Annotated in this window: 12 protein-coding genes; 7 read left to right on the top strand and 5 right to left on the bottom strand. The window is 69.3% G+C overall.

The window, feature by feature from the left end; genetic code table 11:
- Positions 1 to 207: 207 nt before the first annotated feature.
- The 6 genes from Q3A80_RS17050 (at position 208) to Q3A80_RS17025 (ending at position 7,465) form a co-directional block, all read left to right on the top strand.
- Positions 208 to 3,378 carry an Rne/Rng family ribonuclease gene (locus tag Q3A80_RS17050; RefSeq protein WP_446330108.1) on the top strand — a complete coding sequence of 1,057 codons (3,171 nt, stop codon included), beginning with the start codon at positions 208 to 210 and terminating at the stop codon, positions 3,376 to 3,378.
- Positions 3,379 to 3,510: 132 nt separating this feature from the next.
- Positions 3,511 to 4,623 (top strand): GTP 3',8-cyclase MoaA, encoded by a 1,113-nt coding sequence (gene moaA, locus Q3A80_RS17045; protein ID WP_446330107.1) that lies wholly within the window; start codon positions 3,511 to 3,513, stop codon positions 4,621 to 4,623.
- Between the two features lie 28 nt (positions 4,624 to 4,651).
- Complete coding sequence (gene mobA, locus Q3A80_RS17040; RefSeq protein WP_446330106.1) at positions 4,652 to 5,269, top strand: molybdenum cofactor guanylyltransferase MobA; 618 nt, start codon at positions 4,652 to 4,654, stop codon at positions 5,267 to 5,269.
- Positions 5,270 to 5,374: 105 nt separating this feature from the next.
- Positions 5,375 to 6,670 (top strand): molybdopterin molybdotransferase MoeA, encoded by a 1,296-nt coding sequence (moeA, locus tag Q3A80_RS17035; protein ID WP_446330105.1) that lies wholly within the window; start codon positions 5,375 to 5,377, stop codon positions 6,668 to 6,670.
- A gap of 37 nt (positions 6,671 to 6,707) precedes the next feature.
- On the top strand, positions 6,708 to 6,983 hold the full coding sequence (locus tag Q3A80_RS17030; RefSeq protein ID WP_006476519.1) for a hypothetical protein: 276 nt from the start codon (positions 6,708 to 6,710) through the stop codon (positions 6,981 to 6,983).
- Positions 6,980 to 7,465, top strand: a complete 486-nt coding sequence (locus tag Q3A80_RS17025) for an N-acetyltransferase family protein (RefSeq protein ID WP_446330104.1) — start codon at positions 6,980 to 6,982, stop codon at positions 7,463 to 7,465. Before Q3A80_RS17030 ends, Q3A80_RS17025 begins: the two co-directional genes overlap by 4 nt.
- Before the next feature lie 90 nt (positions 7,466 to 7,555).
- On the opposite strand, the gene rmuC is transcribed toward Q3A80_RS17025, so the two are convergent.
- The 5 genes from rmuC to pncB form a co-directional block, all read right to left on the bottom strand.
- Positions 7,556 to 9,031, bottom strand: a complete 1,476-nt coding sequence (gene rmuC, locus Q3A80_RS17020; RefSeq protein ID WP_446330103.1) for a DNA recombination protein RmuC — start codon at positions 9,029 to 9,031, stop codon at positions 7,556 to 7,558.
- A complete protein-coding gene (locus tag Q3A80_RS17015) occupies positions 9,028 to 10,017 on the bottom strand; it encodes a 2-hydroxyacid dehydrogenase (protein ID WP_446330102.1) in 990 nt (329 codons plus the stop codon). Before Q3A80_RS17015 ends, rmuC begins: the two co-directional genes overlap by 4 nt.
- 81 nt (positions 10,018 to 10,098) lie before the next feature.
- Positions 10,099 to 11,529 (bottom strand): sodium:proton antiporter, encoded by a 1,431-nt coding sequence (locus tag Q3A80_RS17010; protein ID WP_446330101.1) that lies wholly within the window; start codon positions 11,527 to 11,529, stop codon positions 10,099 to 10,101.
- A 43-nt stretch (positions 11,530 to 11,572) separates the two neighbouring features.
- Positions 11,573 to 12,235 carry a LutC/YkgG family protein gene (locus Q3A80_RS17005; RefSeq protein WP_446330100.1) on the bottom strand — a complete coding sequence of 221 codons (663 nt, stop codon included), beginning with the start codon at positions 12,233 to 12,235 and terminating at the stop codon, positions 11,573 to 11,575.
- A gap of 86 nt (positions 12,236 to 12,321) precedes the next feature.
- Positions 12,322 to 13,521, bottom strand: a complete 1,200-nt coding sequence (gene pncB / locus Q3A80_RS17000; protein ID WP_446330099.1) for a nicotinate phosphoribosyltransferase — start codon at positions 13,519 to 13,521, stop codon at positions 12,322 to 12,324.
- Positions 13,522 to 13,799: 278 nt separating this feature from the next.
- Between pncB and fdxA the strand changes: the two genes are divergently transcribed.
- Positions 13,800 to 14,123, top strand: a complete 324-nt coding sequence (gene fdxA, locus Q3A80_RS16995; RefSeq protein WP_011544919.1) for a ferredoxin FdxA — start codon at positions 13,800 to 13,802, stop codon at positions 14,121 to 14,123.
- The last annotated feature ends 75 nt before the right edge of the window (positions 14,124 to 14,198 follow it).

The following is a 14,198-nucleotide window of genomic DNA, read 5'->3' as shown; positions in this document are numbered from 1 at the left end:
ACGCCGTGCTTTGAAGCCGTGTTCGCAGGTGCCCTATGGCCGCCGGCCCCGTCTTTCGGGCCCAAGCGCCTCTTCAGGCAATTCTCCCCGCCACCCTTCCCGCTCCAGCGTGCTCGTGACAACACAACAAGGCGCGGCCTGCCGTCGTTCCCGCCCTCGCGACTGACAACCGCGAGGCGCCGGCAGCAGAGCCGCCTGGAGTCGTTCATGAAACGCATGCTGTTCAATGCGACGCAGCAGGAGGAGCTGCGCGTCGCCATCGTCGATGGGCAAAAGCTCATCGACATCGACATCGAAACCGCCGGGCGCGAACAGCGCAAAGGCAATATCTACAAAGGTGTCATTACCCGCATCGAGCCGTCGCTCGAAGCGTGCTTCGTCAACTACGGCGAAGACCGCCACGGCTTCCTGCCGTTCAAGGAAGTCGCCCGCCAGTACTTCAAGGAAGGCATCGACATGCGCTCGGCGCGCATCCAGGATGCCCTGCGCGAAGGCCAGGAGCTGATCGTCCAGGTCGAGAAGGAAGAGCGCGGCAACAAGGGCGCCGCCCTCACGACGTTCATCTCGCTCGCCGGCCGCTACCTCGTGCTGATGCCGAACAACCCGCGCGGCGGCGGCGTGTCGCGCCGGATCGAAGGCGACGAGCGCCAGGAACTGCGCGAAACCATGGCGCAGCTGCAGATTCCGGACGGGATGAGCATGATCGCCCGCACCGCAGGGATCGGCCGCAGCGCCGAGGAACTGCAGTGGGACCTGAACTACCTGCTGCAGCTGTGGCGCGCGATCGAAGCGGCGTCGCAAAGCGGCAACCCCGGCCAGCCGATGCTGATCTATCTGGAATCGAGCCTCGTGATCCGCGCGATCCGGGACTATTTCCAGCCCGATATCGGCGAAATCCTGATCGACACGAACGAAATCCACGATCAGGCCCGCGCGTTCATGGACATCGTGATGCCGGACAACGTCGCAAAGGTGAAGCGCTACCACGATGACGTGCCGCTCTTCTCGCGCTTCCAGATCGAGCACCAGATCGAGACCGCGTACTCGCGCACGGTGCCGCTGCCGTCGGGCGGCGCGATCGTGATCGACCACACCGAAGCGCTCGTCGCGATCGACGTGAACTCGGCGCGCGCGACCAAGGGCGCGGACATCGAGGAAACGGCGACCCGCACGAACCTCGAGGCGGCCGACGAAGTGGCCCGCCAGTTGCGCCTGCGCGACCTCGGCGGCCTGATCGTGATCGACTTCATCGACATGGAGTCGGCCAAGAGCCAGCGCGAAGTCGAACAGCGCCTGAAGGATGCGCTCAAGCACGACCGTGCGCGCGTGCAGATGGGCAAGATCTCCCGCTTCGGCCTGATGGAGCTGTCGCGCCAGCGCCTGCGCCCGGCCCTGTCGGAAGGCAGCCACGTGACGTGCCCGCGCTGCAACGGCACCGGCCACATCCGCGACACCGAATCGTCCGCGCTGCAGGTCCTGCGGATCATTCAGGAAGAAGCGATGAAGGAAAACACCGCGGCGATCCACTGCCAGGTGCCGGTCGAGGTGACCGCCTTCCTGCTCAACGAAAAGCGTCAGGAAATCAACAAGATCGAGTCGCGCTTCAAGGTCGGCATCGTGCTGATCCCGAACAAGCACCTCGATACGCCGCACTACAAGCTCGAACGCCTGCGCCACGACGACGCGCGCCTCGACGATCCGCGTGCATCCTGGAAGATGGCCGAGGAAGCCGCCCGCGAACTGGAGTCGGAAACCGGCTACAGCAAGCGCGCGGCCGACGTGAAGCCGAAGCAGGAAGCAGCGGTCAAGGGCATCACGCCGGAGAGCCCGGCACCGCAGCGCGCGGTCGAGGCAGCGCCCGCGCCGGCTCCGGCCCCCGCACCGGTCGCCGCGGCAAGCGGCGGCTTCATCGGCTGGCTGAAGGGCCTGTTCGGCATGTCGCCGGCGCCCGCGCCCGCGCCGGTTGCACCGGCACCGGCGAAGGAACCGGCCGCCCGTCCGGCCCGCGAGCGGACCGAGAAGACCGAGCAGCGCGGCGGCGATCGCAACCGCAACCGTCGCGGCGGCGCCCAGCAGGCCCAGGGCGGGCGCGACCAGGCAGCGGCAGGCCGCGGCCAGTCGCCACGCCAGGAACGCGAAGGCAAGGAAGCGCGCGAGCCGCGTGAACCACGTGAGGGTCGCGAACCGCGCGAAGCCCGCGAGCCGCGCGAAAACCGTGAAGGCCGTGAGGGTCGCGAAGGTCGCGAGGGCCGCGGCCCGCGCGAAGGCCGCGAAGGTCGCGAGCCGCGTGAAAGCCGGGAGCCGCGCGAACCGCGCGAGAACCGCGAACCGCGCGAGCGCACCGAGCAGCCGGAAGCCGTCGAAGCAGCCGGCCGCGGCGAGCGCCAGGAACGCGGTGAACGTCGCGAGCGCGGCGAGCGCCGCAAGCCGACGCAACATGCGGCTACGCTCGAGACCGTGACCCGTGGCGAGAACCATCCGGAAGCAGAAGCCGAGCAGGCCCTCGCAACCGCGCTGCCGGGTGCCGACGTGGCTGCCGACGCGGAAGCCGGTGCACGTGACGGCGAGGAACGTCGTCGCCGCCGCCGCGGTCGCCGCGGCGGTCGTCGCGAGCGCGAGGACGAAGGCGCAGTCGTGGACCAAGGCGTGGACGGTGAAGCCGCCGCGCAGGTCGTGACGACGGAAGCCCCGAGCGCGGGCGAGCCGGCCCACACGGCCGCACCGGTCGCGGCGGCTGCGGTGGCAGGCGTCGCTGCTGCAGGCGCCGCCGTTGCCGAAGCCGCAGTCGAGCGGCGCGCCGAAGCGGTCGCGCCGGCCGCGGTCGACGAGCAACCGGCACCGGTTCGCGTCGAAGCGACGCCGGTCGCGCCGATCGAGCCGGCTCCGGCCGCCGAATCGGCACCGGCCGCTCCGGCAGCGGAACCGGCTCTGGTCGCAGCAGTCGCACCGGCTGCCGCGGCGGAGGCCGGCCCGGCTCCGGTCGCGGTGTCGCCGACCGACGCGTTCGAAGTGCCGGCCGCGCCGGTTGCCGTCGAAGCGCAACAGCCCGCGCCCGTCGAGCAAGCCGCACCGGCACCGGCCGCCGCAGCCGAAGTGGCTCCGGCAGCGGTCGAACCGGCTCGCGTCGAGGCCGCACCGGTGCAAGCCGTTGCTGCACCGGCGCCCACGCAACCGGCCGCTGCCGCCGCTTCGTCGAACCTCGACGTCGTGCTGGAACAAGCCGGCCTCGTGTGGGTGAACACGGACGCCGACAAGCTGCGCGCCGCGCAGGAAGCCGCGTCGCGCCTGCCGCGTCCGGCTCGCGTGCCGCGCGAACGCAAGGCGCTGCCGCCGGTCGACTCGACCCCGATGCAGCAGGTCGAAACGTCGCAGCGTTAAGCGGCGCTCCGCCCGACCAGAAAAAGCCCGCCCTCCGGCGGGCTTTTTCTTTTCCGCGCTGCGGGTTTCCGCCCACCGGTCCGGGGAGCCGCTTGCGGCTAGAATAGAGATCTGGCTCGCACTTCTTTCAACATGTCCCGACGCATCATTCCTCTCACCGACGTCAGCGGGATGCCGGATGTCTCCGGCGTCGCGCACGCGCCCGACGGCGCCCTGGCCGACGCGTTCGCCCGGCCGCTGCGCGACCTGCGCATCTCGGTGACGGATCGCTGCAACTTCCGCTGCGTGTACTGCATGCCGCGCGACGTGTTCGACAAGGACTACCCGTTCCTGCCGCACAGCGCGCTGCTCACGCACGAGGAGATCGAGCGCGTCGCGCGGCTGTTCGTCGCACACGGCGTCGAAAAGATCCGGATCACCGGCGGCGAACCGCTGCTGCGCAAGAACCTCGAATTCCTGATCGAGCGCCTCGCGCGCCTGACGACCCACGACGGCCGTCCGCTCGACCTGACGCTGACCACCAACGGCTCGCTGCTCGCGCGCAAGGCGCGCGCGCTGAAGGATGCCGGCCTCACGCGCGTGACGGTCAGCCTCGACGCGCTCGATGACGCGCTGTTCAAGCGCATGAACGACGCCGACTTCGCGAGCGCCGACGTGCTCGACGGGATCTTCGCCGCACAGGCCGCGGGACTCGCACCGGTCAAGGTCAACATGGTCGTGAAGCGCGGCACCAACGACGGCGAAATCCTGCCGATGGCCGAACGCTTCCGCGGCACCGGCGTGATCCTGCGCTTCATCGAATACATGGACGTCGGCACGTCGAACGGCTGGAACATGACCGAGGTGCTGCCGTCGGCGGACGTCATCGCGCGGATCGCCGAACGCTTCCCGCTTGTGCCGCTCGAGCCGCACACCGCGGCAGAAACCGCGCAGCGCTGGGGCTATGCGGACGGCCGCGGAGAGATCGGCGTGATCTCGAGCGTCACGCAGGCCTTCTGCGGCGACTGTACGCGCGCGCGGCTGTCGACCGAAGGCAAGCTGTACCTGTGCCTGTTCGCGTCGACCGGCCATGACCTGCGCGCGCTGGTGCGCGGCGGCGCGAGCGACGCCGAGATCGCGACCGCGATCGCCCGGATCTGGCAGGCCCGCACCGACCGCTATTCGCAGCTGCGCGGCAGCGCGGCCGCCGACGCTGCGGCCGACCGCGCCGGCAAGCGCGTCGAAATGTCGTACATCGGCGGCTGACGCGCGCCCGCCGCCCCCGATTCCCGCGATGTCCGCTTTCGCCTCGCCTTCCATCGCCGGCCTGCTGCTCGCGGGCGGACGCGCGACGCGCATGGACGGCGCCGACAAGGGCCTGCAGCTGCTGGACGGCACGCCGCTCGCGCTGCACGTGCTTCGGCGGCTCGCACCGCAGGTCGACGAAACGCTGATCAGCGCGAATCGCAACGTCGAGCGGTACGCCGAACTCGGCGCGCCGTTCGACGCGCGCATCGTCGCGGACGACACGCCCGATTTCCCCGGCCCGCTCGCGGGCCTGCTCGCCGGCATGCGCGCAGCGCGCGCACCGCTCGTCGCGTGTGCGCCATGCGACACACCGTACTTGCCGGCCGATCTCGTCGCGCGGCTGCACGCCGCGCTCGACGCGCAGCAGGCCGACATCGCGATGGCGGTGACCGTCGACGCACAGCACGCGCGCTCGCCGCAGCCGACGTTCGCGCTGTTGCGCACGTCGCTCGCCGACGACCTGGCCGCCGGCCTCGCGGCCGGCGAGCGCAAAGTGCGTGCGTGGTACGCACGCCACAAGACGGTCGAAGTCGAGTTTCGCGACGAGCGTGCGTTTTACAATGCCAACTCCTGGCAGGAACTCGCCGCGCTTGCCCGCCGCTGACGGCATGCGGCACCGTTCCCGCCCGCCGCATGCGCCTGCGCGCTCGGGCGCCCTCGTCGCGCCACCGGCCACGAACCCGATACGCCTTGCGGCGCCGTCAGACTGATGATCACGCACTCCTCGCCCGCCTCCCGAACCGCACCCGATTCCGCGGCCCCGCTGTCGCTCGCCGATGCGCAGGCGCTCGCGTGCCGATTCGCGGTGCCGGTCGACGCGTGCGACACGGTGTCGCTGCGTGATGCACTGGACCGCGTGCTCGCGGCCGACGTGAATGCGCCGTTCGACATTCCCGCGTACGACAACTCGGCGATGGACGGCTATGCGTTCGACGGCGGCGCAGCGGCGCTCGCATCCGCGGCCGACATCGTGCTGACGGTCGCCGGCACCGCGTACGCCGGCCATCCGTTCGACGCCGCGGTCGCGCCCGGCGCATGCATCCGGATCATGACCGGCGCACCGATGCCGGCCGGTTGCGACACCGTCATTCCGCAGGAACGCGTGCGCGTCGATGGCGACGTCGTCCGCTTCGCCGCGCACGATGTCGCGCGCGGCGCGAACTGCCGCCGGGCCGGCGAGGATCTCGCGCGCGGCGCGTGTGCGCTCGCCGCCGGCCGCATCCTGCGCCCGTCCGACCTCGGGCTGCTCGCGTCGTTCGGCCTGCGCGAAGTCGCGGTGCGGCGCCGGATCCGCGTCGCCGTGTTCTCGACCGGCGACGAACTGCGCGAACCCGGCGAGCCGCTCGGCCGCGGCACGCTGTACGACAGCAATCGCGGGATGCTGATCGCGATGCTCGAACGACTGCACGCCGACGCCTTCGATCTCGGGATCGTCCGCGACGATCCGGCCGCGCTCGAACGCGCGCTGCGCGACGCCGTCGCGGCCGACGCCGACGCGGTGATCACGTCCGGCGGCATGTCGGTCGGCGAAGCCGACTTCACGCGCGACGTGATGGCGCGGCTCGGCGACGTGACGTTCGCGAGCCTCGCGCTGCGGCCCGGCCGGCCGCTCGCATGCGGCACGCTCGCGCGCGCCGGCGAAGACGCCGGCCACGTGCTGTTCTTCGGGCTCCCCGGCAATCCGGTCGCGTCCGCCGTGACGTTCTACGCGATCGTGCGCCCCGCGCTGCTGACGCTGGCGGGCGCGCACGTGCCGCCGCCGGCGATGTACGCGGCGCGCAGCACGCACGCGCTGAAGAAGCGCCCGGGCCGCACCGAATACCTGCGCGCGATCGCGACGCGCGCCGCCGACGGCGAGTGGCACGTCGCGCCGGCCGGTTCGCAGAGCTCCGCATCGCTGAGCGGCCTCGCGGCCGCCAACTGCTTCATCGTCCTGGGCCACGATACCGCGGCAGTCGACGCGGGCGCCCCGGTCGACATCCTGCCGCTCGACGGCCTGATCTGAATTCCAATCGGTACATCTCTACGGGGGCAATCCGCACATGAAGAAACAAATCTCGTCGATCGCCGCGGGGCAGACCGCGAAGGCGCTGATCCTCGTCTACCTGACGTTCAGCGTGCCGATCGTGCTGCTCGGCATCCTGGTCGCGTACATCCGCTACGGGATGGTCGAGCTGAGCACGATCCTGAGCGCGCTGCTGCTGAACGCGATCCTCGGTTTCGTGCTGCTGTGGATTGCCTGCCACGCGTACAACTGGGTCGCGTCGCGCTTCGGCGGCATCGAGATCGTGCTGTCCGATCCGCCGGAGGAAGCGTGAGCGGCGCACCGCTGATCCGCGCGGCCGACGCGCGCGACGTCGGCGCGATCCTCGCGCTGATGCGCGAGCTGGCCGAGTTCGAGAAGCTCACGCATCTGTTCGTCGCGACCGAAGCCGATCTCGCCGATGCGCTGTTCGGCGCGCATCCCGCGGCCGAAGCGCTGGTCGCCGAGCACGACGGCGCGATCGTCGCGTATGCGCTGTTCTTCCACAACTATTCGACGTTCCTCGGGCGTCGCGGCCTGTATCTCGAGGATCTGTACGTGCAGCCGTCGCAGCGCGGCTCGGGCCTCGGCACCGCGATGCTGCAGCACCTCGCGGCACTCGCCGTCGAGCGCCGCTGCGGCCGCTTCGAATGGTCGGTGCTCGACTGGAACCGGCCGGCGATCGATTTCTACGAGAAGATGGGCGCGACCGTGCTGCCCGAGTGGCGCATCGTGCGCGTCACCGGCGACGCGCTGGACGCGCTCGCCGCACGCTGAACGCGGGCCGGCCACGACGCCGGTCGCCGCTGCAAAAGAGGACGGGCGCCGCGGCGCCCGTTTTTTGTTCCCGCCGGTTTCGGCCATGCATCATGCATCGTCGGCGTCGGCGCCGTCGGCGGCGTCCGCGCCGAGCAGCCCGGCCGCCGTGTCGCCCGGCAACGCCTCGACCTGCTTCAGCTTGCGGTTCATCACGCGGGTGCGCTGCTCGGCCGCCTCGATCGAGCGCGTGACCGTTTCGAGCTGCGCCTTCGTGCGCGCGAGCACGTCGCCGAACTTGCCGAATTCGGTCTTCACCGCGCCGAGCACCTGCCACACCTCGCTCGAGCGCTGCTCGATCGCGAGCGTACGGAAACCCATCTGCAGGCTGTTCAGCAGCGCGGTCAGCGTGGTCGGCCCGGCCACCGTCACGCGATAGTCGCGCTGCAGCAGATCGGTCAACCCCGGGCGGCGCAGGATCTCCGCATAGAGCCCCTCGGTCGGCAGGAACAGCAGCGCGAAATCGGTCGTGTGCGGCGGCGCGACGTACTTCTCGGCAATCGTACGCGCCTCCATCCGCACGCGCGCCTCGAGCGCACGCGCCGCTTCCTCGACCGCAACCGAATCGGCGCGCTCCTGCGCATCGATCAGCCGCTCGTAGTCCTCGCGCGGGAATTTCGCGTCGATCGGCAGCCATACCGGCGGCGCGTCGCGCGTGCCGGCCTCGCGCCCGGGCAGCCGGATCGCGAACTCGACGCGTTCGGTGCTGCGGGGCACCGTCGCGACGTTCTTCGCATACTGGTCGGGCGTGAGCATCTGTTCGAGCAGCGCCTCGAGCTGCACCTCGCCCCACGTGCCGCGCGTCTTCACGTTCGTCAGCACCTTCTTCAGGTCGCCGACGCCGGCCGCGAGCGTCTGCATCTCGCCGAGCCCGCGGTGCACCTGCTCGAGCCGGTCGGACACGAGCTTGAACGATTCGCCGAGCCGCTGCTCGAGCGTCGCATGCAGCTTCTCGTCGACGGTGCGGCGCATCTCCTCGAGCTTCGCCGCGTTGTTCGTCTCGATTTCCTTCAGCCGCTGCTCGAGCGTCGCGCGCACTTCGCCGATCCGCCGATCGTTCGCTTCCGTCAGCTGCGTGAGCTGCCGGTTCAGCGTATCGCCGAACAGCCGCAGCGCGACGGTCTGCTCGTCGCGCGCCTGCTGCGCCTGACGCTGCACGCTCTCGCGCATCGCGTCGAACTGCTGCGCGTTGCCGGCGACGAGCTTGCCGAGCTGCTGCGCGAAGCCGTCGATCTGGTTGTTCTGCACGGTCGCGATGCTCGTCAGCTGCGTCGCGAGCGTCTGCTGAAGCTGCGAGAAATTGCCGGCCAGCTCGGTGCGCGAGCCGCGTGCATTCTCGACGATCTCGCCACGCAACTCGCGTTCGAGCCGCTCGAGCGCGAGCGCCTGCGCGTGCGCGGCGTCCTCGATCTGGTCGCCGAGCACGGCCGCATCGTCGTGACGGCCGCCGCGCATGATCGCGACGATCGCCACCGCGAGCGCGACGGCCAGCACGACGACCGCCGCCAGCAACAGCGTCGTCGTCATGCGCGCGGCTTCCCGATCACGTCCGGGTTGATCGGATTCGGCGGCCGCCCCGCGCGCGGGCCTTCGCCGAGCGCGGCGATCAGGTTGTCGGCCGCGAGGTTCGCCATCGCGCGGCGCGTCTTCTCGGTCGCGCTCGCGATGTGCGGCGTGAGCACGACGTTCGGCACCTCGAGCAGCGCCGGATGCACGCTCGGCTCGCCTTCGTACACGTCGAGGCCGGCCGCGGCGATCGTCCCGGCGCGCAGTGCGGCGGCCAGCGCCGCGTCGTCGACGATGCCACCGCGCGCGATGTTGGTCAGCGTCGCGGTCGGCTTCATCTTCGCGAGTTCGGCCGCGCCGATCGTGTGATGGTTCTCCTTCGTGTACGGCAGCACCAGCACGACGTGATCGGCACGCGCGAGCAACGCGTCCTTCGACACGTATTCGGCATTCAGCTCGGCCTCGATCTCGGGCGCGACGCGCGAGCGGTTGTGATAGATCACCTGCATCCCGAAGCCGCGTGCGCGGCGCGCGAGCGCCTGGCCGATGCGCCCCATCCCGATCACGCCGAGCGTCGAGCCGAAAATGTCGCTGCCGAGGAAACCGTCGTACGCCCACTTCCGCCAGTGGCCGGCGCGCAGCCAGTGCTCGGATTCGGCGATCCGGCGCGCGGCCGCCATCATCAGCGCCCAGCCGAAATCGGCGGTCGACTCGTTCAGCACGTCGGGCGTGTTGGTGCCGAGCACGTTCGCCGCGTTGAACGCGGCCATGTCGAAATTGTTGTAGCCGACCGCCATGTTCGCGACGACGCGCAGGCGCGGCGCCGCCGCGAGCGTGGCCGCGCCGACCGGGTCGCCCGCCGTCAGCGCGCCGTCCTTGTCGGCGAGACGCGCGGCGAGCGCGTCGGGGGCAAGCGCGTCGCCGTTGTTCCAGTCGACTTCGAAATACTGCTCGAGCCGTTCGATCACGTCCGGAAAAATCGGACGTGCGACCAGGATCTTCTGCATCGCCATCTCCGCATGCCGCGGCCGGAACGCGGCGCGCCGTGCGCCGCCGGGACCGTCCGCGCTTGGTTGAAAATCGTCAGCCTACGCCGTGAAGAAGATCCACGACGTCAGCAGGAATACCGGCACCAGTATCACGAGCGCCCAGCCGAGATACGCGAAGAAGCTCGGCATCTTCACGCCGCGCGATTCCGCGATCGCCTTCACCATGAAGTTCGGCGCATTGCCGATATAGCTGTTCGCGCCCATGAATACCGCGCCCGCGGAAATCGCGGCGAGCGTCGTCGCGCCCGTCGTCATCAGCGCTTGCGCATCGCCGCCCGCGAGATTGAAGAACACGAGGTAGGTCGGCGCGTTGTCGAGGAACGACGACAGCAGGCCGGTCGCCCAGAAGTACATCGCGTCGATCGGCTTGCCGTCGGGCCCCGTGACGAGATGGACGATCTGCGCGAACGCGCCGTCGGCACCCGCGCGCAGGATCACGATCACCGGCGCGATCGTCACGAAGATGCCCGCGAACAGCTTCGCGACTTCCTCGATCGGCGCCCAGTTGAACGCGTTGCCCTCGCGTGCCGAACGCGGCGTCAGCGCGAGCGACGCGAGCGCGACGACGACGAGCGCGACGTCGCGCACGAGGTTCTGCAGCGCGACGTGCGTGCCCCACACGTCGAACGCGATGCCCGGTTTCCAGATGCCGCTCATCAGCACGAGGCCGATCACGGCCGCGAGCAGCACGAAATTGATCTTGCCGTCGATCGACAGCGCGGTGTCGTCGGGCGTCGGGTCGAGCGCGGCCGGCCGCTCCTCGCCGCCCTTCCGGTAGAAGTACGTATCGAGCACGAAGAACAGCGTCAGCAGCACCGCGCAGATGAACAGCATCGGCAGCGCGAGGTGCGTGGTCGTCCAGAAGAAGCTCACGCCGTTCAGGAAGCCGAGGAACAGCGGCGGATCGCCGAGCGGCGACAGCGAGCCGCCCGCGTTCGCGACGAGGAAGATGAAGAAGATCACGACGTGCACGACGTGCTTGCGGTTGTCGTTCGCGCGCAGCAGCGGCCGGATCAGCAGCATCGCGGCGCCCGTCGTGCCCATCACGCTCGCGAGCAGCGTGCCGAGCGCGAGGATCGCGGTGTTCAGCTTCGGCGTGCCGTGCAGGTTGCCGTTCACGCAGATGCCGCCGGCGACCGTGTACAGCGCGGTCAGCAGCACGATGAACGGGATGTACTCCTCGAGCAGCGCGTGCACCAGCGTGCCGAACGCGGCGCCGGCACCGAACGCGGCCGCGAACGGCGCGAGGAACGCGATCGCCCAGGCCGCGGCGATCTTGCCGAAGTGGTGATGCCAGAACACCGGGGCGACGAGCGGGAACACCGCGATCGACAGCAGGATCCCGGCGAACGGGATGCCCCAGAGTGCGGACAGCGTGGCACCGTCGAGCGTGGCGGCCGATGCGAGCGCTGGAGCGGCGCCAAGCGCGGCTCCCGACGCCATGCCCGCCCAGGCGGCATGTCGTTTCATGCAGAACTTCCTTGTTCGAGTGAGAGGAAATGCAGCGGGCGCGTCATGCGCCGCGCACGATGATCGCGTGCACGCGGTACGGGCCGTGTGCGCCGAGCACGATGGTCTGTTCGATGTCGCCCGTGCGCGACGGGCCCGATACGAAATTGACCGCGCGCGGCAGTTCGCCGCGCTCCGCGCGAATCAGCGCGAATGCGTCTTCATGGCCGGCGACGATGCGCGACGCCGGCACGATCGCGATGTGCGTCTCCGGCAGCAGGCCGGCCGATGCGTAGGTGTCAGGGCCGGACAGCAGCACCAGCGAACCCGTTTCGGCGGTCGCGCAGAAGCAGCCGGTCAGGCCGACGAGATCGCCGTCGCGCGGCTTGCGGCATTCGACCGACAGACCGGCGCCGGCCCAGTCGAGCTCGGCCAGCGTGCGCCACGCGACGGCCTGCAGCGGCAGGCCGTGCGCGGCCAGATAGCGTGCGGCGGCAGCGGGCGCGTCGGCCAGCATCGCGACTTCGTCGACCGTCGTCGACAGGCGCGCCGCTTCGTCGACGAATGCGGCGACGAGGTCGGCCGGCACCGGCGGGCGCGGCCCCTCGGGATGACGGGCGAGATAGTCGGCGACGCCGTCGCGCTCCGCTGCATCGGGTTCGGGCGCGCGTCCTTGCGCCGCGCGAATGCGTGCGAGGATCTGGCGACGGGCAGCGGAAGTGTCCATGAACGGTCCTCGTGACGTTGGCGTGCGATTCCGTCCGATTATACCGGCCGCCCCCGCCGCGACGCACCTGGGCGGACGGCCGACGCCTACTGCGACGCGTCGTCGTCGGCCGGCTGCGCGATGCCGAACACCTGGCGCAGGTACGCGAGATACGCCTTGTCGTCGCACATGCTCTTGCCCGGCGAATCCGACAGCTTCGCGACCGGCTGCCCGTTGCAGCGGACCATCTTGATCACGATCTGCAGCGGCACGTAGCCGAGGTCGTTCGTCAGGTTGGTGCCGACGCCGAACGCGAGCTTGCAGCGGTTGCGGAACCGTTCGTACAGCTGCATGACCTTCGGGATGTCGAGCGCGTCGGAGAACACGAGCACCTTGGTGCGCGGGTCGCAGCGGTTCGCCTCGTAGTGGCGCAGCATGCGCTCGCCCCATTCGAACGGATCGCCCGAATCGTGGCGCGCGCCGTCGAACAGCTTGCAGAAGTACATGTCGAAGTCGTTCAGGAACGCGTCCATCCCGTACACGTCGGACAGCGCGATCCCGAGGTCGCCGCGATACTCCTTCGCCCACATCTCGAAACCGTAGGTCTGCGAATCGCGCAACCGCGGGCCGAGCGCCTGGCAGGCCTGCAGGTATTCGTGCGCCATCGTGCCGAGCGGCGTCAGGTCATGCTTCATCGCGTAGAACACGTTGCTCGTGCCCGCGAACTGCGGCCCGAGCCCGTCGCGCAGCGTGAGCGCGACCTCCTCGTGCCACACCTTCGAGAAGCGCCGGCGCGTGCCGTAGTCGGCGATCTTGCAGTCGGCGAACTCGGGCTTCGCGCCGAGCAGCTTGATCTTCTCGCGCAGCCGTTCGCGGCCTTCGCGATAGTCGGGCTCGCGCTGCGTGTTGCGGAAGTAGACCTCGTTGACGATCGCGAGCACCGGGATCTCGAACAGGATCGTGTGCAGCCACGGCCCGTCGATCACGATGTCGATCTCGCCGTTGCCCTTCGGCGAAGGCGTGATCGAGATGTACTTCTCGTTCAGGTGAAACAGCGCGAGGAATTCGACGAAATCGCTCTTGATGAAGCGCATGCGCCGCAGGTAGTCGAGTTCGACGTCGGTGAAGCGCAGCGAGCAGAGGCCGCGCACCTCGTCGCGGATCTCGTCGATGTACGGCACGAGATCGACGCCCGGCGTGCGGCATCGGAAGCGGTACTCGACGTTTGCGGCAGGAAAGTGATGCAGGACGACCTGCATCATCGTGAACTTGTAGAGATCCGTGTCGAGCAGCGAAGTGATGATCATGGTTGCGGCACCGCCAATATCGTGACACGGCCCGGCGCACCGCGCGCCGCCCGGTCTGTCGGCCATGTTACCCGAATGCGGGCCCGACCATCGCGAAACCGCCTGCCGTGCCCGCCGCATCGCGCGGGCCGGCTGCGCCCGCGGTCGGCCCCATAAACTAATCACGAAACGATATAAGCCGGAAAGCCGACCACGCGATGCGGGTTTTGCGCTTCAGTTACAATGCCGCTTTTGGCGCAAACGCCACCCCATATATACCGCCAAGCAGGAGCGTTTTAATGACTCACGTTGTGACCGAAGGCTGCATCAAGTGCAAATACACGGATTGCGTGGATGTGTGCCCGGTGGATTGCTTCCGTGAAGGTCCCAACTTTCTCGCCATCGATCCGGACGAGTGCATCGACTGCGCCGTGTGCGTCGCCGAGTGCCCGACCAATGCGATCTATGCCGAAGAAGACGTTCCGGGCGACCAGCAGCAGTTCACCGAGCTGAACGCGGAGCTGGCGAAGAACTGGCCGTCGATCACGAAGACCAAGCCGGCACCGGCCGACGCGGACGAGTGGAAGGACGTGCAGGACAAGCTGCACCTGCTCGAGCGCTGATCGCGCAGCGGCGCCCGCGAAAAAATTTGCGTGCCTCCGCTCAAAGGTGTTGACAGGTTAGCCAACGCTCCATAC

Source organism: Burkholderia sp. SR8, assembly GCF_052851275.1.
The sequence above is the reverse complement of the archived record's forward strand: the minus strand, read 5'-3'. Positions and strand labels throughout refer to the sequence as shown.

Excerpts from the sequence above, each read along its gene's own strand:
- fdxA (WP_011544919.1), top strand. The coding sequence starts at position 13,800 with ATGACTCACGTTGTGACCGAAGGCTGCATCAAGTGCAAATACACGGAT.
- rmuC (WP_446330103.1), bottom strand. The coding sequence starts at position 9,031 with ATGACGACGACGCTGTTGCTGGCGGCGGTCGTCGTGCTGGCCGTCGCG.
- Q3A80_RS17050 (WP_446330108.1), top strand. The coding sequence starts at position 208 with ATGAAACGCATGCTGTTCAATGCGACGCAGCAGGAGGAGCTGCGCGTC.
- moeA (WP_446330105.1), top strand. The coding sequence starts at position 5,375 with ATGATCACGCACTCCTCGCCCGCCTCCCGAACCGCACCCGATTCCGCG.
- Q3A80_RS17005 (WP_446330100.1), bottom strand. The coding sequence starts at position 12,235 with ATGGACACTTCCGCTGCCCGTCGCCAGATCCTCGCACGCATTCGCGCG.
- Q3A80_RS17010 (WP_446330101.1), bottom strand. The coding sequence starts at position 11,529 with ATGAAACGACATGCCGCCTGGGCGGGCATGGCGTCGGGAGCCGCGCTT.
- Q3A80_RS17030 (WP_006476519.1), top strand. The coding sequence starts at position 6,708 with ATGAAGAAACAAATCTCGTCGATCGCCGCGGGGCAGACCGCGAAGGCG.
- pncB (WP_446330099.1), bottom strand. The coding sequence starts at position 13,521 with ATGATCATCACTTCGCTGCTCGACACGGATCTCTACAAGTTCACGATG.
- mobA (WP_446330106.1), top strand. The coding sequence starts at position 4,652 with ATGTCCGCTTTCGCCTCGCCTTCCATCGCCGGCCTGCTGCTCGCGGGC.
- moaA (WP_446330107.1), top strand. The coding sequence starts at position 3,511 with ATGTCCCGACGCATCATTCCTCTCACCGACGTCAGCGGGATGCCGGAT.
- Q3A80_RS17015 (WP_446330102.1), bottom strand. The coding sequence starts at position 10,017 with ATGCAGAAGATCCTGGTCGCACGTCCGATTTTTCCGGACGTGATCGAA.